The organism is Streptomyces flavovariabilis (assembly GCF_000725785.1).
GTDB lineage: Bacteria > Actinomycetota > Actinomycetes > Streptomycetales > Streptomycetaceae > Streptomyces > Streptomyces hawaiiensis.
The window spans coordinates 99,973-118,071 of record NZ_JNXD01000015.1 but is presented as its reverse complement, the minus strand read 5'-3'; the positions used below and the strand labels follow the sequence as shown (position 1 = coordinate 118,071).

The window sequence follows — 18,099 nt, the reverse complement described above, 5'->3', positions numbered from 1 at the left end:
TCAGTCCACGGGCCAGGTGTGCACGGGTGCGTTCATGTGCATGTAGTCCATGTACGTCCGGGTCATCTGCCGCAGTGCCTCCCGCCGGTCGGAGATGCCCGCCTTCTCCAGGTGGTGCACCATCTCGGCCTGCCACAGGGCCCCGTTGCGGGCGGTGACGCAGCGCTGCTCGATGATGCCCAGCAGGGGTTCGCGCCACGCGGCGTCCATGCCGGTCAGCTCCAGGCCCTTGTGGGCCAGGGGCAGCAGACGCCGCAACACCAGTTCCGTGACGGGCACTTCGCCCACGCCGGGCCAGTACAGGCGGGCGTCGATGCCGTCGCGGGCCGCGGTGTGCAGGTTCTCCTCGGCGACCGAGAAGGACATCCGCGACCACACCGGCCGGTCCTCGTCGACCAGGGCGCGGGTCAGGCCGTAGTAGAAGGCGCCGTTGGCGATGATGTCGGCCACGGTGGGCCCGGCGGGCAGCACCCGGTTCTCGATGCGCAGATGCGGGCCGCTGTCGGTGACCGCGTAGATGGGGCGGTTCCAGCGGTAGATCGTGCCGTTGTGCAGGGTCAGTTCGCCCAGCTGGGGGACGCCGCCGCTGTCGAGTTCCCGCTGGGGGTCCTCGTCCTCGCACAGCGGCAGCAGGGCCGGGAAGTAGCGCACGTTCTCCTCGAAGAGGTCGAAGACGCTGGTGATCCAGCGCTCCCCGAACCACACCCGGGGCCGTACGCCCTGGGCCTTGATCTCCTCGGGGCGGGTGTCGGTGGCCTGCTCGAACAGGGGGATGCGGGTCTCGCGCCAGAGCTCCTTGCCGAACAGGAACGGCGAGTTGGCCGCGAGGGCGATCTGCACGCCCGCGATGGCCTGGGCCGCGTTCCAGTAGTGCGGGAACTCCTTCGGGTCGACCTGGAGATGGAACTGTGTGCTGGTGCAGGCGGCCTCGGGAGTGATCGTGTCGGCGTACGTCGACAGGCGCTCCACTCCGTCCACCTTGATCCGCAGGTCCTCGCCGCGGGCCGCGAAGATCTGCTCGTTGAGCAGCCGGTACCGCGGGTCGCCGGACAGCGCGGACTCGCTGACGTCCGACTCGCCCAGGGTGGGCAGGATGCCGACCATGATCAGGTGCGCGCCCACCGCCGCGGCGCCGTCCTCGGCGTGGTTGAGGGCGTCCCGGATCGCCTGCTCCCAGGAGCCCGGCCCGCCGGCCGTGAGCTGCCGGGGCGGAATGTTGATCTCCAGGTTGAAACGGCCGAGCTCGCTCGACCAGGCGGGGTCGGCGATCGCCTGGAGCACGTCGGTGTTGCGCATCGCGGGCAGTCCGGCGTCGTCCACCAGGTTGAGCTCGATCTCCAGTCCGACCTGAGGGCGCTCGCTCTCGAACCCCGACTCGTGGAGCATCCGGGCCAGCACCTCGAGGTCAGTGTGCATCTTCTCCCGGTACCGACGGCGGTCCTCCCGTGTGAACACCAGGGCCGGCACGTCACGTCCCATGTGCCCTCCTGCGCTCCTTCGGCGGATACGTCCGCTCCCAGCGGATGGGTCTCGTCCCAGAGTCGCACCTTGTCCTCGCCCCCGCACCCACCTAGCCTGAGTTTGTGCCGCAAATAAACAAATGCCGTACGCACAGTGACGTGCCCGGCAACAGCAGCTCCCTGACCCGGCTACGGATCGCCCTCACCGTCTTCTTCGCCCTCGACGGCTTCATTTTCGCCGGCTGGGTCGTGCGCATCCCCGCCATCAAGGCGCAGACCGGCGCCTCCGCCAGTGCCCTCGGCCTCGCCCTCCTGGGCGTCTCCGCCGGGGCCGTCATCACCATGACCCTCACGGGACGCCTGTGCCGCCGCTACGGGAACCACCAGGTCACCGTCGTCTGCGCCGTCCTGCTCTCCCTCAGCGTCGCCCTGCCCCCACTGACCCACTCGGCGCTCACGCTGGGCCTTGTCCTGCTGCTCTTCGGAGCCGCGTACGGCGGGATCAACGTCGCCTTCAACAGCGCGGCCGTCGAACTGGTGGCCGCGCTGCGGCGGCCGGTCATGCCGAGCTTCCACGCCGCGTTCAGCCTGGGCGGCATGGTCGGAGCAGGGCTGGGCGGGCTGGTCGCCGGGGTCCTCTCCCCCACGCGGCACCTGCTCCTGCTCACGCTCGTCGGCCTGCTCGTCACCGCCGCGGCGGGCCCCGCCCTCCTGCGGCACGAGCCGCCGGCGCCCCCGGAGCGGGAGGTCCCCGCCGAGGGCGCCCCGCGCCGCCTGGACGGCCGCACCCGGGCGCTGGTGATCGTCTTCGGGCTCATCGCGGGGTGCACCGCGTACGGCGAGGGGGCGCTGGCCGACTGGGGCGCCCTGCACCTCGAACAGGATCTGCACGCCTCCGCGGGCGCCGCGGCAGCGGGCTACTCCTGCTTCGCGCTGGCCATGACGGTGGGGCGGCTGTCCGGCACGGCGCTCCTGGAACGCCTGGGGCGGACCCGGACCGTCGTCGCCGGCGGCACCACCGCGGCGGCCGGGATGCTGCTCGGCTCCCTCGCCCCCTCCTTCTGGGCGGCCCTCCTCGGATACGCGATCACGGGTATCGGCCTCGCGAACCTCTTCCCCGTGGCGGTGGAACGCGCGGGCGCCCTCGCCGGCCCGAGCGGCGTCGCCACGGCCTCCACGCTGGGCTACGGGGGGATGCTCCTCGGCCCACCCGCGATCGGCTTCATGGCGGACTGGTTCACCCTGCCCGCCGCACTGACCAGCGTGGCGGTGCTGGCGGCGGTGGCGGCGGTCGTGGGGGCGCTGGTGGGGACGGCTGCGCGACGGGCGGCCGGGGGCTGAACGGAGCACGCTGCCAGGAGGGATGCCGGTGATCCTGGGTACTCGTGGCCGGGCCCGTGGTGATCACCGGGCCTTACGCCGTGCACAAGGAGGCAGACCCGTGACCGAACAGCAGCACCCAGGAGAGCAGCACCCGACCCCGGAGTTTCCCTCCCAGGACCAGCCGCACCCGGGCTGGACGGGGCCGATGGACCCGCCGCCGGACCACGGCGAGGAGTCCTACCGGGGCAGTGGCCGTCTGGCCGACCGCAAGGCCGTGATCACCGGCGGCGACTCCGGGATCGGCCGCGCGGTCGCCCTGGCGTTCGCCCGTGAGGGTGCCGACGTGCTCTTCACCCATCTGGAGGACGAGAAGGACGACGCCGCCGAGACGGCCCGGCTGATCGAGGAGGCCGGCCGGCGTGCCGTGCCCGTCTCGTGCGACGTGCGCGAGGAGGAGAACTGCCGGGCGCTGATCGACCGTGCCGTCGACGAGTTCGGCCGGATCGACGTCCTCGTGAACAACGCGGCGTACCAGATGTCCCAGCCCGACGGCATCGAGGCGATCACCACCGAGCAGTTCGACCGGGTGCTGCGCACCAACCTGTACGGCATGTTCTGGCTGTGCAAGCTGGCCCTGCCGCACATCCCGGAGGGCGGCAGCATCATCAACTCCACGTCGGTGCAGGCGTACAAGCCCAGTCCGCATCTGCTGGACTACGCCACCACGAAGGGCGCGATCGTCACGTTCACGCAGGGGCTGGCGCAGATGCTGATCGAGAAGGGCATCCGCGTCAACGCGGTGGCACCGGGCCCGGTGTGGACGCCGCTGATCCCGGCGACCCTGCCGGACACCCAGACGTTCGGCAAGCAGGCCCCCATCGGGCGGCCCGCCCAGCCTGCCGAAATGGCTCCGGCGTACGTCTTCCTCGCCTCGCAGGAGGCGTCGTACATCACCGCCGAGATCGTCAACGCGACGGGCGGGACGCCGCTGCCGTGACCTCCCTGTGAAAATGCGGAGCCCGCGGCCCGCCGCATACGGCAGACTCGGCGCCATGGACACTGCCGAGTTCCTTCAAGCACTTCAGACGGAAGGCCGGCTGCTGGCCGCGGCCGCCGAAGAGGCCGGGACCGGCGCGAAGGTGCCGACCTGCCCCGAGTGGCAGGTGCGCGACCTGTTGCGGCACACGGGCGCCGTGCACCGCTGGGCCGCCGCCTTCGTCGCCGAGCGGCTCACCGAACGCCGCCCGCTGGTCGAACCCACCGACCTCGACGGCGCGGAGCTCGTGGCCTGGTACCGCGACAGCCACCGGCATCTCGTCGGCACGCTGGCCGGCGCCTCGCCCGAGGTGGAGTGCTTCGCCTTCCTGCCCGCGCCGTCCCCGCTGGCCTTCTGGGCCCGGCGGCAGGCGCACGAGACGGCCGTGCACCGGGTCGACGCGGAGTCCGCACGCGGCGGCGACCCGACCGGCGTCGCTCCCGAGTTCGCGACCGACGGCATCGACGAACTGCTCCGCGGCTTCCACGCCCGCTCCAGGAGCCGCGTACGCACCCCCGAGCCGCGCGTCCTGCGGATCCGCACGGAGGACACCGGCGCGGTGTGGACGGTACGGCTGTCGCCGGAGCCGCCCGTGACCACGCGGGACGCGGCCGGGGAGGCCGAGTGTGAACTGTCCGGCCCGGCCGGGCAGTTGTACCTGGCGCTGTGGAACCGGGCGCCCCTGCCGAGCGCCACGGGCGACCAGGCGCTCGCCGCGCTGTGGCGGGAGGCGTCGGCGGTCTGAGCAACCGCCGACGGCGTCAGCCGTCGGTGAGCATCCGGGCCAGTACCGCGCGCTGCACGGGAAGCACCTCGCCGTGCAGCGCGCGCCCCTTCGCCGTGAGGCAGACCTGCACGCCACGCCGGTCCTCGGGGCACATGCCGCGCTCGACGAGCCCCTCCTTCTCCAGCCGGGCGATCAGCCGCGACAGCGCGCTCTGGCTCAGATGGACCCGCTCGGAGATCTCCTGGACGCGGTAGGACGGCGTACCGTTGCGCGTCCGGCACCCGGCGAGGACGTCGAGCACCTCGAAGTCGCTGGCGCACAGGCCGTGGCCGTGCAGCGCACGGTCGAGTTCGCACTGCGTACGCGCGTGCAGCGCCAGAATGTCCCGCCACTGTTCCACGAGCGCCTGCTCGGCCTGCTGAGCCGCCATGCGCCGCACCGTAGCAGAGAGCCGATAATGTTGCACGCGAATTAAATGCACTTGCATCTCATGCATGCGCATGTAGCGTCCCGGGTATGACCTCTCCGCTCATCTCCCCCATGTCCGAAGGGCGTTGGACCCCACGGCTCTGGGGCACCCTGCTCGTGCTCTGCGCCGCGATGTTCCTGGACGCCCTGGACGTGTCCATGGTCGGCGTCGCCCTGCCGTCCATCGGCGCCGACCTCGGACTGTCGACCTCGGCACTGCAATGGATCGTCAGCGGCTACATCCTGGGCTACGGCGGTCTGCTGCTCCTCGGCGGACGGGCCGCCGACCTGCTGGGCCGGCGTCAGGTCTTCCTCGTGGCCCTCGGCGTCTTCGCGCTCGCCTCGCTGCTCGGCGGTCTCGTCGACTCCGGGCCGCTGCTCATCGCCAGCCGCTTCATCAAGGGCCTGAGCGCGGCCTTCACGGCGCCCGCCGGCCTGTCGATCATCACCACGACGTTCCCTGAAGGCCCCCTGCGCAACCGCGCCCTGGCCATCTACACCACCTGCGGCGCCACCGGCTACTCGATGGGCCTGGTCTTCTCCGGCCTGCTCACGGAGGCCAGTTGGCGGCTCACCATGCTCCTGCCCGCCCCCATCGCACTGATCGCCCTGTTCGTGGGCCTGAAGCTGCTGCCGCGCACGGAGCGCGAGCGCGGCAAGGGCGGTTACGACATCCCCGGCGCCGTCCTCGGCACCGCCTCCATGCTGCTGCTCGTCTTCACCGTCGTCGAGGCGCCCGAGGCGGGCTGGGGCTCGGCCCGGACCGTCCTGTCCTTCGCCACCGTGGCGGTGCTCCTGGCCGCCTTCGTTGCCGTCGAGCGGCGCAGCCCCAGTCCGCTGGTCCGGCTCGGTGTGCTGCGCTCGGGGCCGCAAGTGCGGGCCCAGCTGGGCGCGCTGACGTTCATCGGCAGCTACATCGGCTTCCAGTTCCTGGTCACCCTGTACATGCAGCAGCTGCTCGGCTGGTCCGCGCTGCACACGGCTCTGGCGTTCCTGCCCGCGGGCGCGCTGGTGGCCCTGTCCGCGACGAAGGTCGGAGCGGTCATCGACCGGTTCGGCACGGCCCGGCTGATGGTGCTGGGCTTCGCGCTGATGGTCACCGGGTACGTGCTGTTCCTGCGCATCGACCTCGACCCGGGCTACGCGGCGGTGATCCTGCCGACGATGCTGCTGGTCGGCTCCGGTTTCGCGCTGACCTTCCCGTCCCTCAACGTCCAGGCCACCAACGGCGTCGACGAGCACGAGCAGGGCATGGTCTCCGGGCTGCTCAACACCTCGGTCCAGGTCGGTGGCGCGATCTTCCTCGCCGTGGTGACGGCGGTGGTGACCGCGAACTCCCCCGAGGGCGGCAACCCCTCCCCGCAGGCCGTCCTCGACAGCTACCGGCCCGGCCTGGTGGTCGTGACGCTCATCGCCCTCGCCGGTCTGCTGATCACCCTCACGGGCCTGCGCCCCCGCCGGGACCGGTCCGCCGGGCCGTCCGTGGTGGTCGCCAAGTCCACTCCCCAGGAGGCGGAGCGCGTCGCCGTACGCGACTAGCGCGACCGGGGGGACGCCTCCACCGTGCGCCCGGCGGGCTGCCTTGCCCGCCGGGCGCACCCCTGTTTCACTCGCCGTATGACCAGTCACGGGGGACGGCGTTCCCAGGCCGAACGCGACGCGATCACCGTCGAGATCGGGTACGCGCTGTGCAGTGCGGCCTTCGCGGCCGCGGTGGTGTTCGGAGCCGTGACCGGGCCCGCGCTGCTCTTCGACCTGCCGGACACGGCGGAGCGCCTGCTGCCGTACGCCGGTATGGTGCTCGCGCTGGTGCTCTTCGCCGCCCGGGTGGTCAGTGTGCTGGTCCGGTTCCGGACAGTGGATCAGCCCAGCCAGCCCGGCCGCACCAGCCCCGACTCGTAGGCGAGCACGACCAGTTGGGCCCGGTCGCGGGCGCCGAGTTTCACCATCGTGCGGCTGACGTGGGTCTTCGCGGTGAGCGGGCTGACGACCAGGCGGCGGGCGATCTCCTCGTTGGACAGGCCGATCCCGACCAGCGCCATGACCTCCCGCTCCCGCTCGGTGAGCCGGCCCAGGGCACCGGCCGCCGCCGGCTCCTTGGAGCGGGACGCGAACTCGGAGATGAGCCGCCGCGTCACGCCAGGCGACAGCAGCGCGTCGCCCGCGACCACCGCCCGTACCGCGCGCAGGAGTTCCTCCGGCTCGGTGTCCTTGACCAGGAAGCCGGAGGCGCCGGAGCGGATCGCCTCGAAGACGTACTCGTCGAGCTCGAAGGTGGTGAGCATGACGACCTTGACGTCCTTCAGGCCGGGGTCGTCGGTGACCTGCCGGGTGGCGGCGAGGCCGTCGAGGGCGGGCATGCGGATGTCCATCAGGACGACGTCGGGCCGCAGTTCCCGGATCCGGCGCACCGCCTCCTCGCCGTCGGCGGCCTCGGCGGCCACCTCGATGTCGGGCTGCGCGTCGAGCAGTGCCCGGAACCCCGCCCTCACCAGTGCCTGGTCGTCGGCGAGCAGTACGCGGATCACCGGTCCTCCTGCATCGGTCGTCGGGACGCGTCGGCGGATGCCGTCAGCGGCAGTACGGCGAGCACCCGGAACCCACCGTCCGGGCGGGGGCCCGCCTCGATGGCGCCCCCCAGGGCGGCGGCCCGCTCCCGCATCCCGGCGAGCCCGTTGCCACTGCCGCCCGCGTCGGAGCCGGTCGCGGGCCCGTCGTCGTCGACACGCAGCCGCAGCACGTCCGCGTCATGCGCGAGGCGCACGCGCGCGTGCCGTGAACCCGAGTGCCGTACGACGTTGGTCAGGGCCTCCTGGACGATCCGGAAGGCCGCGAGGTCCGTTCCCGGGCCGAGGCGCGGCGGCTCTCCCTCGACGTCCACCGTGAGACCGGCGCTCGCGGCCTGTTCCACCAGTTCGGGCAGCCGGTCGAGCCCGGGTGCGGGGGCGCGTGGCGCGTCACCGGGTGCGCGCAGCGTGTCGAGTACCTGGCGTACCTCGCCGAGCGCCTCCTTGCTCTGGTCCTTGATCGTGGTGAGGGCCGTACGGGCCTGCTCGGGGTCGGTGTCGAGGAGCGCGAGGCCGACCCCCGCCTGCACGTTGATGACGGAGATGCTGTGCGCGAGGACGTCGTGCAGCTCCCGCGCGATCCGCAGCCGTTCCTCGTCGGCCCGCCGGCGCGCGGCCTCGGCCCGCTCGGCCCGTTCGCGAACCCACTGCTCGCGCCGGACGCGGAACAGCTCCGACACCGCCGCGATGGCCACGACCCAGGTGGCGACCACGATCTCCGCACCCCAGGAAGCGGCGGAGTCCCCGGACGGCGGCAGCCACCGGAAGAGCCAGTGCGCCACCAGGACGTGTCCTGCCCAGAGCATGCCCATCGCGGTCCACGCCGCCCGGCGGTGTCCGGCGACGATGGCGCTGAAGCAGGCCAGGGCGACGGTGAAGAGCACGGGCCCGTAGGGATATCCGGCCCCCAGGTAGACCATGACGGCGGCCGCCGTGCCGAACACCACGGCCACCGGGTACCGCTTCCGCCACAGCAGCAGCCCTGCGGCCACGAGCAGCAGCGCCCGCGCGAAGAGGTCCAGCTCCGCCCGCTCGCCCTGCTGGCCGTGGGCGGCGAAGTTCGACCCGGCCAGGACGAACACGGTCACGAGGACCGTGGACCGCCAGGGCCATCGCGGCGGCGGCCCCTCCCACCGGTCCCCCCACGCGGGCCCGCGCCGCCACCACGGCGTAGGAGCGCTCCGCGCACGCTGCTCTTCCATACCGGCCACGCTAGACGCCACTCCCCCGCGGCGGCGTCACCCCGGCGTGGTGATCACGCGTACTCCCCGGGAAGTACGCGAGCCCGCCGCGCCGGCGGCTCATGCGGGCCCGGGTACCAGCCCCACCCCCCGGGCGAGCTGCCCCACCGCGTGCCGGAAGAACGCCGCCCGGTCCTCCACCATCCGGTTGAACTGGCCGAACAACTCGAAGCTGACCAGTCCGTACAGCTGGGCCCAGGCCGCGACGAGCGCTGTCACGACCTCCGGGGGGACGTCCGGGGCGAAGTCGGCGACCATCCGTTCTGCCTCCGGTCGCAGGTCGGCCGGGAGCGCGGGCCGAGCGAGACCCGGACCCCGGTGGGCTTCGCGGGCGATGCCGATGAGCAGGAGGCCGACGCGGGCGGCGGCCGGGACGGTGGTGTCGGGGGCCGTGTAGCCGGGGACGGGCGTCCCGTAGATCAGCGCGTACTCGTGCGGGTGTTCCAGCGCCCAGCTCCGCACCGCCTCACAGACCGCGATCCAACGCTCGAAGAGGCCTCCGGCCGCAGCCTCGTGGGCCGCCTCGGCGCTCCCGCCGAGGGAGTCGTAGGCGTCGGTGATGAGGGCGGTCAGCAGGTCGTCACGGCTCGGGAAGTAGCGGTACAGCGCGGAGGAGACCATGCCGAGTTCCCGGGCCACGGCCCGCAGGGAGAGCCGGGCGGCGCCCTCCGCCGCGAGCTGTCTGCGGGCCTCGTCCTTGATGGCCGCGGTGACTTCGGTCCTGGCCCGGGCACGGGCGCCCTGTGCGGTGCTCATGCCGGGCAGTCTCCCACGAGAACAGAGCAGTGCACACAAAAGAGAGCGGCGCACACAAAAGAGAGCAGTGCTCTTGCACGAGTGTGACGACTTCATGCAGACTGATCCAGGAAAGAGCGAGAGCGGTGCTCACAGAAGAGAGCACTGCTTCGCCGTCACCCGAGGGGGCCCCATGTCCACGCACGTCCAGAAGCCCGGCTGGTTCACCGTCAACGTCATGAACCGCATCGTGGCCTGGATGACCCGCCGCGGCATCAGTGTCTGGGGCTCCCGTGTCCTCGCCGTCCGCGGCCGCAAGAGCGGCCAGTGGCGCACCACCCCGGTCAACCTGCTGACCCTGGACGGCAAGCAGTACCTGGTCGCCCCCCGCGGCCATGTGCAGTGGACGCACAACATGCGCGCCGCGGGCGGCGGCGAACTGCACCTCGGCAAGCGCGTGGACGCCTTCACCGCGGCCGAGGTCGGCGACGACGACAAGACCCCGATCCTGCGCGCCTACCTCAAGCGCTGGAAGGCGGAGGTCGGGGTCTTCTTCAACGGCGTCGGCCCCGACTCCCCGGACGACCAGCTGCGCCGCATCGCCCCCGACCACCCGGTCTTCGAGATCACTCCGGTGAGCTGACCTCACCGCCCGTCGCGGGACGACGGTCCAGGGCGGCCAGGGCCCGCTGGGCCATCGGATGCGTGCGGACGAGCTCACCCAGCGAGGTCTTGCCCTGGGTGATGTCCTTGAACGCCTTCCAGGCGGGACGGAAGCCCGTCAGGGCCGCGTGGAACAGGCCGGGGCGGCGCTCGAACGCCGCCATCATCCGCTTGCCGACGCTCATCTCCACCCCGAGCCCGGCCTTGACGGCGAACGCGTAGTTGAGGGCCTGCCGGCGTGTGTCCACGGCGTCGTGCGCCTCGGCGATCCGCACCGCCCACTCCCCCGCGAGCCGGCCGGACCGCAGCGCGAAGGAGATGCCCTCGCGGGTCCACGGCTCCAGCAGCCCCGCCGCGTCGCCGCACACCAGCACCCGCCCGCGCGACAGCGGCGAGTCGTCGGCGCGGCAGCGGGTCAAGTGCCCCGACGAGATGCTCGGTTCGAAGCCGGCGAGGCCCAGCCGCCCGATGAACTCCTCCAAGTACCGCTTCGTCGCGGCGCCTTCGCCACGGGCCGAGATCACTCCGACCGTCAGGGTGTCGCCCTTGGGGAACACCCAGCCGTAACTGCCGGGCATGGGACCCCAGTCGATGAGCACCCGGCCCTTCCAGTCCTCGGCGACGGTCTCCGGCACCGGGATCTCCGCCTCCAGACCGAGATCCACCTGGCCGAGCTTGACGCCGACATGCGCCCCTATCCGGCTGGCGCTGCCGTCCGCCCCGACGACGGCCCGCGCGAGCAGGACCTCGCCGCCCTGCAGGACGACGGCGACCGTGCGCCGGTCCGGGACCGCCGAGCCGTGCTGCTCGACCCGCTGGACCGTGACACCCGTACGCAGCTCGGCGCCCGCCTTCTGCGCGTGCTCGACCAGCTGCTGGTCGAACTCGGGCCGGTTGATCAGCCCGAACAGCATCTGCCTGGACCGGCGGGTGCGCGTGAAGCGGCCGTTGTTCGAGAACGTCACCGCGTGCACCCGGTCCATGAGCGGCAGTTCGAAGCCGGGTGGGAGGGCATCGCGCGAGGGGCCGATGATGCCGCCGCCGCACGTCTTGTACCGCGGCAGCTCGGCCTTCTCCAGCAGCAGCACGCGTCTGCCGGCCACCGCCGCCGCGTACGCGGCCGAAGCGCCCGCGGGTCCCGCGCCCACCACGACGACGTCCCACACCTGACGCACGTCGTCCGCCGAAGAGTTCTCGCTGCTCACGATGGTCTACTGCTCCCGATCAAGCCGCCTGCCGCTGTCTCCCGCATCCTACGGCGGCGGTCACCGCAGGCCGCTGTGGGAGGATCGGCGACGTGGACGGCCCTTACCCCGGGCCGCGCCCGCACCACACGATCACGCGTACCGAGAGGTACGCATCCGTACAACGTCGCACCCACAAGGAGCGTGCCCATGTCGTCGAATCCGGTCGCCGAGACCGTCGCCTCGCTGATGCCCAGGGCGAGGGAGGAGCTCACCGAACTGGTGGCCTTCCGGTCGGTGGCCGACTTCGACCAGTTCCCGAGGAGTGAGAGCGAGGGCGCCGCCCGCTGGGTCGCGGACGCGCTCGCCGCCGAGGGCTTCGAGGACGTGGCCCTGCTCGACACCCCCGACGGCACGCAGTCGGTCTACGGCTACCTGCCCGGCCCGGCGGGCGCGAAGACCGTCCTTCTCTACGCCCACTACGACGTGCAGCCGCCGCTGGACGAGGCCGCCTGGACGACACCGCCGTTCGAGCTGACGGAGCGGGACGGACGCTGGTACGGGCGCGGGGCAGCCGACTGCAAGGGCGGCCTGATCATGCACCTGCTGGCGCTGCGCGCGCTGAAGGCGAACGGCGGCGTGCCCGTCGGCGTCAAGGTGATCGCCGAGGGCTCGGAGGAGATGGGCACGGGCGGTCTGGAGCGCTACGCCGAGGAGCACCCGGAGCTGCTGGAGGCGGACACGATCGTCATCGGCGACGCGGGCAACTTCCGGGTCGGCCTGCCGACCGTCACCGCCACCCTGCGCGGCATGACGTTGGTGCGGCTGCGGGTCGACACGCTCGCGGGCAACCTGCACTCGGGCCAGTTCGGCGGTGCCGCGCCCGACGCGCTGGCCGCCCTGATCCGTGTGCTGGACTCGCTGCGCGCCGAGGACGGTTCGACGACCGTCGAGGGGCTCTCCGACGGCACGGCCTGGGAGGGCCTGCAGTACGAGGAGGAGCAGTTCCGGCAGGACGCCAAGGTGCTGGACGGTGTGGAGCTGATCGGGTCCGGATCGGTCGCCGACCGGATCTGGGCGCGTCCGGCCGTCACGGTCATCGGCATCGACTGCCCGCCGGTCGTCGGCGCCACCCCGTCCGTGCAGGCGAGCGCCCGCGCGCTGATCAGTCTGCGGGTGCCGCCGGGGGCGGACGCGGGCGCGGCGACCAAGCTGCTCCAGGCGCACCTGGAGGCGCACACGCCGTGGGGTGCGCGGGTGAGCACCGAGCAGGTCGGCCAGGGCCAGCCGTTCCGCGCCGACACCACCAGCCCGGCGTACCAGGCCATGGCGGCCGCGATGGCGGTGGCCTACCCGGGGCAGGAGATGCAGTACGCGGGGCAGGGCGGCTCCATCCCGCTGTGCAACACGCTGGCCGCCCTCTACCCGCGTGCGGAGATCCTGCTCATCGGGCTGAGCGAGCCGGAGGCCCAGATCCACGCGGTGAACGAGAGCGTGTCCCCCGAGGAGTTGGAGCGGCTGTCGGTGGCGGAGGCGCTGTTCCTGCGGAATTACGCGGCGAGCTGACCGCTCTGCCACCAGAAGGGCCCTGAGGCCCCCGTCCTCGGACGGGGGCCTCCCGGAGCGTGCTCACTCACGGGCGCACCGGTGGCCCGCCTAGCCGAGGGCCGGGTCCAGGACGATGTCCTCCTCGCGCGCGGTGACGGACGGCTCCTCGGGAAAGTGGCAGGCGGTCAGATGTCCCGAGGGGCTGCCCTCGACGCGCACCAGTCGTGGTTCCTCGAGGGCGCATTTCTCCTGTGCCTTCCAGCAGCGGGTGCGGAAGCGGCAGCCGGAGGGCGGGTCGATCGGGGAGGGCACGTCCCCGGCCAGCCGGATGCGTTCGCGCCGCTCGACGGCGTCCGGGTCGGCCTCCGGTACGGCGGACAGCAGCGCGTGCGTGTAGGGGTGCCGGGGCCGGGTGTAGAGCGATTCCCGCTCGGCGACCTCGACGATCTTGCCGAGGTACATCACGGCGACCCGCTCGGAGAAGTGCCGTACGACGGCGAGGTCGTGGGCGATGAAGAGGAAGGCGATGCCGAACTCCCGCTGAAGGTCCTGGAGCAGGTTGACGACCTGCGCCTGGATGGAGACGTCCAGCGCGGAGACGGGTTCGTCGGCCACGATCAGCTTGGGCCGCAGCGCGAGGGCGCGGGCGATGCCGATACGCTGGCGCTGACCGCCGGAGAACTCGTTCGGGTAGCGGTTGTAGTGCTCGGGATTGAGCCCGACCGTCTCCAGGAGCTCCTGGGTGCGCTTCTTGTGTCCCTGCGGCGGGTTGATGCCGTTGAGCCGCATCGGCGTCTCGACGATGGTGCCGACGGTGTGCCGGGGGTTCAGCGACGAGTACGGGTCCTGGAAGATCATCTGAAGGTTGCGGCGGGCCTCCCGCATCCGCCCGGGCGACTGGTGCGTGATGTCCTCGCCGTCGAACACGACCGAGCCGCCGGTGGGTTCGAGCAGCCGGGTGATCAGACGGCCCGTGGTCGACTTGCCGCAGCCGGACTCGCCGACCAGGCCCAGCGACTCACCGGGCCCGACCGAGAAGTCGATCCCGTCGACGGCGCGGACGGCCCCGATCTGCCGCTGGAAGATGATGCCCTGCCGGATCGGGAAGTGCTTCCGCAGATCACGTACCTCCAGGAGGTTCCGGCCGGCGGGACGGTCGGTGCTCTGCCCCGTGAGGGGCTCGGTGGTGCTCACGGCATGTTCCCTTTCGTCCGCCGCCGTCACTGCGCGGCCCGTGCGGCCGCGGTACCCCGGCCGTCCGGGCCGGCCCCGCCGCGGATCTCCTGCTTGGCGTCGTCGCTGAGATGGCACGCGGCCAGGTGCCGTTCGCTGCCGGAGAGGAGACGCAGCCCGGGCCGCTCCGCCGTGCAACGGCCCTCCGGCACCCAGCCCTTGTGGGCGCAGCGCGGGTGGAAGGCGCAGCCGTCCGGCAGGTTGATCAGGCTCGGCGGGGTGCCGGGGATCGGGTCGAGCCGTTCGCCGACATCGCCGCTGAGGTGCGGCATCGACTGCAACAGGCCCCAGGTGTAGGGGTGCTGGGGCTGCTTGAGGACATCGCGGGTGGTGCCGTACTCGATGCGGCGGCCGCCGTACATCACCAGGATGTCGTCGGCGACATCGGCGACCACGCCGAGGTCGTGCGTGATGATGACGACGGCGGAGCCGAACTCCTCCTGGAGGTCGCGGATCAGGTCCAGGATCTGCGCCTGGACGGTGACGTCCAGGGCGGTGGTGGGCTCGTCGGCGATGAGCAACTCGGGGTCGCACACCAGCGACATGGCGATCATGGCGCGCTGGCGCATACCCCCGGAGAACTGGTGCGGGTAGTCCCTGACCCGGCGTTCGGGCTGCGGGATGCCGACCCGCTTCAGCATCTCCACCGCGCGGTCCTTCGCCTCCCTCTTGGAGACCTTGTGGTGCACCCGGTAGGCCTCGGCGATCTGGGAGCCGACGGTGAAGAAGGGGTGCAGCGCGGACAGCGGGTCCTGGAAGATCATGGAGACCGTGCGGCCGCGCAGGGCGCGCATCCCGGCCTCGGGCAGGGCCACGAGTTCCCTGCCCTCGAGCCAGATCTCGCCGGAGACCCGGGCGCGGGTGCCCTTGTGCAGTCCGAGCAGGGCCAGTGAGGTCACGGACTTGCCGGAGCCGGACTCGCCGACGATGCCGAGGGTCCTGCCCTTCTCCAGGCTGAAGGAGACGCCGTCGACCGACTTGACGAGGCCGTCCTCGGTCGGGAAGTGCACCCTCAGGTCACGTACGTCGAGGAAGGGTGCGGGCGCGGGCGCGACGTCCGCGGGCTGCGGTGAGGTCTGAACGGACACGGGTGTTCCTAAGGACGCTAAGGACGAGGAAGGGCTCAGGCGAGGCGCACGCGCGGGTCGACGAGGCCGTACACGAGGTCGACGACGACGTTGGCGAGGACGACGAACGTCGCGGCGAAGAGCGTGGTGCCGAGGATGACCGGCAGGTCGGAGTTCTGCACGGAGTCGACCGCGAGCTTGCCGATGCCGTTGATGCCGAACACCGACTCGGTGATGACCGCGGAGCCGCCGATCAGGGAGCCGACGTCCATGCCGAAGATGGTGATGATCGGGGTGATGGCTGCCCGCAGCCCGTGCTTGAGGACGACGGTGGCGGCCGGCAGGCCCTTGGCGCGGGCGGTGCGCATGTAGTCCTCGGCGAGGACCTCCAGCATGGAGGAGCGGGTGAGGCGGGTGTACATCGCGAGGTAGACGATGACCAGGGTGCTCCACGGCAGGATCAGCCCTGTGAACCAGCCGGCCGGGTTCTCGGTGATCGGTGTGTAGCCGGAGGTCGGCAGGATCTGGAACTTGTCGACGAAGAGGTAGAGCAGGAGCAGACCGATGAAGTAGATCTGCACCGACACGCCGAACAGGGCGAGTCCCACCGCCGCCTTGTCGGCCGCCCTGCCGCGTCGCACCGCCGCGACGGTGCCGAGGCCGACGCCCAGGACGAGGAAGGCCACCGCGGCACCGAGACCGAGGGAGAGGTCCGCCGGGAAGTCCTGGAGCAGAGTGGTCAGGACGGGGGTGTCGGTCTGGAAGGAGATGCCGAGGCAGGGCGCGCCGCAGTGGATGCGGACGCTCTGGTCGCCGTAGTCGCGGCCCACGACCAGGCCCTTGAGGAAGTCCCAGTACTGCGTCAGGTAGCTCTGGTCCAGGCCCAGCGAGTGCTTGATCTCGGCGAGACGGGAGGGCGAGCAGGTCTTTCCGCAGGCCAGGAGCGCGGGGTCGGACGGCAGCGCGAAGAAGATGAAGAAGGTGATCGTGGTGATCACCAGCATGATCACGGCCGCTGCCAGCAGGCGTCTGATGAGGTAACGAAACATGGGGTGCCGGGACCTGACGTGAGGGGGATGCCCGCCGGCGGCCGGGGCCGCCGGCGGGGTTCAGAGGGAAGGCGTCACTGCTTGATGTAGGCGTGCACCAGGCTGGGTTCGGCCATGATCGAGTCGTCGATGACACCGCCGACCTTCGAGCCGCTCACCTCGCTGAAGTTCATGTACATCAGCGGGACGACGGCGGCGTCCTTCAGGATCTGCTCGTCCAGGTCCCCGTAGGCGGCGTTGCGCTGCTTGATGTCGGTCATCCTGCCGATCTTGTCGATCTGTGCGTTGACCTTCGGGTCGTTCAGGTACGCGAGGTCGTTGTTGGACTGCGGGAGCTTCTTGATCTGGCGCCCGTCGAAGAGGGTGGGCAGCACGGTGGAGGCGTTCGGCCAGTCCGCGATCCAGTCGCCCCACGTGAGGTCGTACTGGTTCTTCACGTTGTCCACGGTGCTGAAGTAGTTGTTCTTGTCGATCGGGGAGATGTTCACGGTGATGCCGATCTTCGAGAGCGCGGTCTTCACCGCGTCCGCGAAGTGTTCGTGGGTGGGGATGTTCTCCACCGCGAGCGACATCGTCGGCTTGGGGTTGCCGGCCTGTTTCATCAGGGCCTTGGCCTTGGCGAGGTCACCGGCGGGGTTGCTGCTGTAGAGGTTGAAGTCCCTGTGGCCGTCGATGCCGGGGGCGAGCATCGTGGTGGCGTAGTTGCCGTAGGCCGAACCGCCGAAGGCACCGCGTACGGTGGTCTTGTCGACGGCGTACTCGATGGCCTGACGGACCTTGAGGTCCTTGACCCGGTTCATGTTGATCGCCATGTAGTTGATGCCCGGGGCCGGGATCTTGTAGTAGCGCGACTTGAGCGACGGGTCGCCCGCCATCGTCGTCAGGTCGGAGCCGGCGATCGGTGTCTGCGTGATCGCGGTCCGGGCGGAGCCGCCGTCGGACTTGATCTGCTGGTCGATGGCGGCCTGGTCCTGCCCGAACTTCGCGTCGATCTCGTCCAGGTTCTGCTGGCGGATCGGGTCGGTCGACCGGCTCCAGTTCTTGTTCCGGACGAGGACCATTTCCTTGTTCTTGGTGTACGACTTGATCATGTAGGGCCCGTCGGACCAGACATGCGTGTCGTACGTGGCGCCGGTGTCGTGGGCCTTGGGCACGGCCGACCAGCCGGTCATGGCCGTCGTCTCGTTGAAGTCGGCGACGGGCTGGTTGAGATGGAAGACGAGGGTGTACTTGTCCGGCGTCTGGATCGAGGCCAGCTGCTTGCCCTGGTACGGGCCCTTGTAGGAATCACCGCCGACCAGCCACTGACTGGCGTACGGCGGGCCGCCGTTGATGTCCGGGGAGAACGCCCGCTCGACGCCGTACTTGACGTCCTGGGCGGTGACTTCGCCGCCGTCCTGCCACTTGACGCCGTGGCGCAGGTGGAACGTCCACACCGTCGCGCCCTTGGCGGCCGTTCCGGTGTCGGTGGCCAGGTCGCCGACCAGCTTGGGCCGGGACCCCGTCTCGTCCCATCCGGTGAGGGTGCGCACGAGCTCGTAGTCCATGCTCGAACCCTCGGTGGTGTACGTCCGCTGAGGATCGATGTGGTTGAAGTCGGCGTCGTCGAGGATCGTCAGCGTGCCGCCCTTCGACGGGGAGCCGCCGGCGCTGGTGCCGGAGGACCCTCCGCATGCGGTGGCTCCGAGGACGATCACCACGGCGGTCGCCGTGAGAGCGGCCGTGCGGGATCTGCGCGTTCTGCGCGTCATGGGGGAAACTCCGTTCTTGCTACGGGCTCGGCGGCCGTTCGTGGGAC

General features: G+C 71.2%; 17 protein-coding genes. 7 read left to right on the top strand and 10 right to left on the bottom strand.

Annotated elements, in window-relative coordinates; translation table 11 throughout:
- Window positions 1-1,479 (bottom strand): glutamate-cysteine ligase family protein, encoded by a 1,479-nt coding sequence (locus IO24_RS0125615; RefSeq protein ID WP_031139308.1) that lies wholly within the window; start codon window positions 1,477-1,479, stop codon window positions 1-3.
- 140 nt (window positions 1,480-1,619) lie between these two features.
- Here IO24_RS0125615 and IO24_RS0125610 point away from each other — a divergent pair, with 140 nt between their 5' ends.
- The 3 genes from IO24_RS0125610 (at window position 1,620) to IO24_RS0125600 (ending at window position 4,564) form a co-directional block, all read left to right on the top strand.
- The gene (locus IO24_RS0125610; protein WP_031139306.1) at window positions 1,620-2,801 is read left to right on the top strand and encodes an MFS transporter; all 1,182 of its coding nucleotides are present in this window, start codon (window positions 1,620-1,622) and stop codon (window positions 2,799-2,801) included.
- 100 nt (window positions 2,802-2,901) lie between these two features.
- A complete protein-coding gene (locus tag IO24_RS0125605) occupies window positions 2,902-3,780 on the top strand; it encodes an SDR family oxidoreductase (protein ID WP_031139304.1) in 879 nt (292 codons plus the stop codon).
- A gap of 55 nt (window positions 3,781-3,835) precedes the next feature.
- The gene (locus IO24_RS0125600; protein WP_031139302.1) at window positions 3,836-4,564 is read left to right on the top strand and encodes a maleylpyruvate isomerase family mycothiol-dependent enzyme; all 729 of its coding nucleotides are present in this window, start codon (window positions 3,836-3,838) and stop codon (window positions 4,562-4,564) included.
- A gap of 16 nt (window positions 4,565-4,580) precedes the next feature.
- Here the strand turns inward: IO24_RS0125600 and IO24_RS0125595 are convergent, their stop codons facing one another.
- Entirely contained in the window at window positions 4,581-4,976 is a 396-nt protein-coding gene (locus IO24_RS0125595) for a MarR family winged helix-turn-helix transcriptional regulator (protein WP_031139300.1), read from the bottom strand.
- 86 nt (window positions 4,977-5,062) lie between these two features.
- On the opposite strand from IO24_RS0125595, the gene IO24_RS0125590 reads away from it, so the two are divergent.
- Window positions 5,063-6,553, top strand: a complete 1,491-nt coding sequence (locus IO24_RS0125590) for an MFS transporter (protein WP_031139298.1) — start codon at window positions 5,063-5,065, stop codon at window positions 6,551-6,553.
- A 78-nt stretch (window positions 6,554-6,631) separates the two neighbouring features.
- Entirely contained in the window at window positions 6,632-6,916 is a 285-nt protein-coding gene (locus IO24_RS0125585; protein ID WP_031139296.1) for a DUF6332 family protein, read from the top strand.
- Here the strand turns inward: IO24_RS0125585 and IO24_RS0125580 are convergent.
- From IO24_RS0125580 to IO24_RS0125570, 3 genes are all read right to left on the bottom strand, one after another.
- Entirely contained in the window at window positions 6,877-7,542 is a 666-nt protein-coding gene (locus IO24_RS0125580) for a response regulator (protein WP_031139294.1), read from the bottom strand. The genes IO24_RS0125585 and IO24_RS0125580 overlap by 40 nt on opposite strands.
- Complete coding sequence (locus IO24_RS0125575) at window positions 7,539-8,783, bottom strand: sensor histidine kinase (protein WP_107063019.1); 1,245 nt, start codon at window positions 8,781-8,783, stop codon at window positions 7,539-7,541. The genes IO24_RS0125580 and IO24_RS0125575 overlap by 4 nt, the downstream gene beginning before the upstream one ends.
- 99 nt (window positions 8,784-8,882) lie before the next feature.
- On the bottom strand, window positions 8,883-9,578 hold the full coding sequence (locus IO24_RS0125570) for a TetR/AcrR family transcriptional regulator (protein WP_031139290.1): 696 nt from the start codon (window positions 9,576-9,578) through the stop codon (window positions 8,883-8,885).
- A gap of 172 nt (window positions 9,579-9,750) precedes the next feature.
- Here IO24_RS0125570 and IO24_RS0125565 point away from each other — a divergent pair, with 172 nt between their 5' ends.
- Window positions 9,751-10,200 carry a nitroreductase family deazaflavin-dependent oxidoreductase gene (locus IO24_RS0125565; protein WP_031139287.1) on the top strand — a complete coding sequence of 150 codons (450 nt, stop codon included), beginning with the start codon at window positions 9,751-9,753 and terminating at the stop codon, window positions 10,198-10,200.
- On the opposite strand, the gene IO24_RS0125560 is transcribed toward IO24_RS0125565, so the two are convergent.
- Entirely contained in the window at window positions 10,184-11,425 is a 1,242-nt protein-coding gene (locus IO24_RS0125560; protein WP_031139285.1) for a geranylgeranyl reductase family protein, read from the bottom strand. The genes IO24_RS0125565 and IO24_RS0125560 overlap by 17 nt on opposite strands.
- A 189-nt stretch (window positions 11,426-11,614) precedes the next feature.
- Between IO24_RS0125560 and IO24_RS0125555 the strand changes: the two genes are divergently transcribed.
- Window positions 11,615-12,970, top strand: coding sequence for a dipeptidase (locus IO24_RS0125555; RefSeq protein WP_031139283.1), 1,356 nt, complete (start codon window positions 11,615-11,617; stop codon window positions 12,968-12,970).
- 90 nt (window positions 12,971-13,060) lie between these two features.
- On the opposite strand, the gene IO24_RS0125550 is transcribed toward IO24_RS0125555, so the two are convergent.
- The 4 genes from IO24_RS0125550 to IO24_RS0125535 form a co-directional block, all read right to left on the bottom strand.
- Window positions 13,061-14,146 (bottom strand): ABC transporter ATP-binding protein, encoded by a 1,086-nt coding sequence (locus IO24_RS0125550; protein ID WP_045296529.1) that lies wholly within the window; start codon window positions 14,144-14,146, stop codon window positions 13,061-13,063.
- Between the two features lie 26 nt (window positions 14,147-14,172).
- The gene (locus tag IO24_RS0125545; RefSeq protein WP_037668414.1) at window positions 14,173-15,273 is read right to left on the bottom strand and encodes an ABC transporter ATP-binding protein; all 1,101 of its coding nucleotides are present in this window, start codon (window positions 15,271-15,273) and stop codon (window positions 14,173-14,175) included.
- A 35-nt stretch (window positions 15,274-15,308) separates the two neighbouring features.
- A complete protein-coding gene (locus IO24_RS0125540) occupies window positions 15,309-16,301 on the bottom strand; it encodes an ABC transporter permease (RefSeq protein ID WP_031139278.1) in 993 nt (330 codons plus the stop codon).
- A 74-nt stretch (window positions 16,302-16,375) separates the two neighbouring features.
- A complete protein-coding gene (locus IO24_RS0125535; protein WP_031139276.1) occupies window positions 16,376-18,052 on the bottom strand; it encodes an ABC transporter substrate-binding protein in 1,677 nt (558 codons plus the stop codon).
- Window positions 18,053-18,099 lie beyond the last annotated feature (47 nt).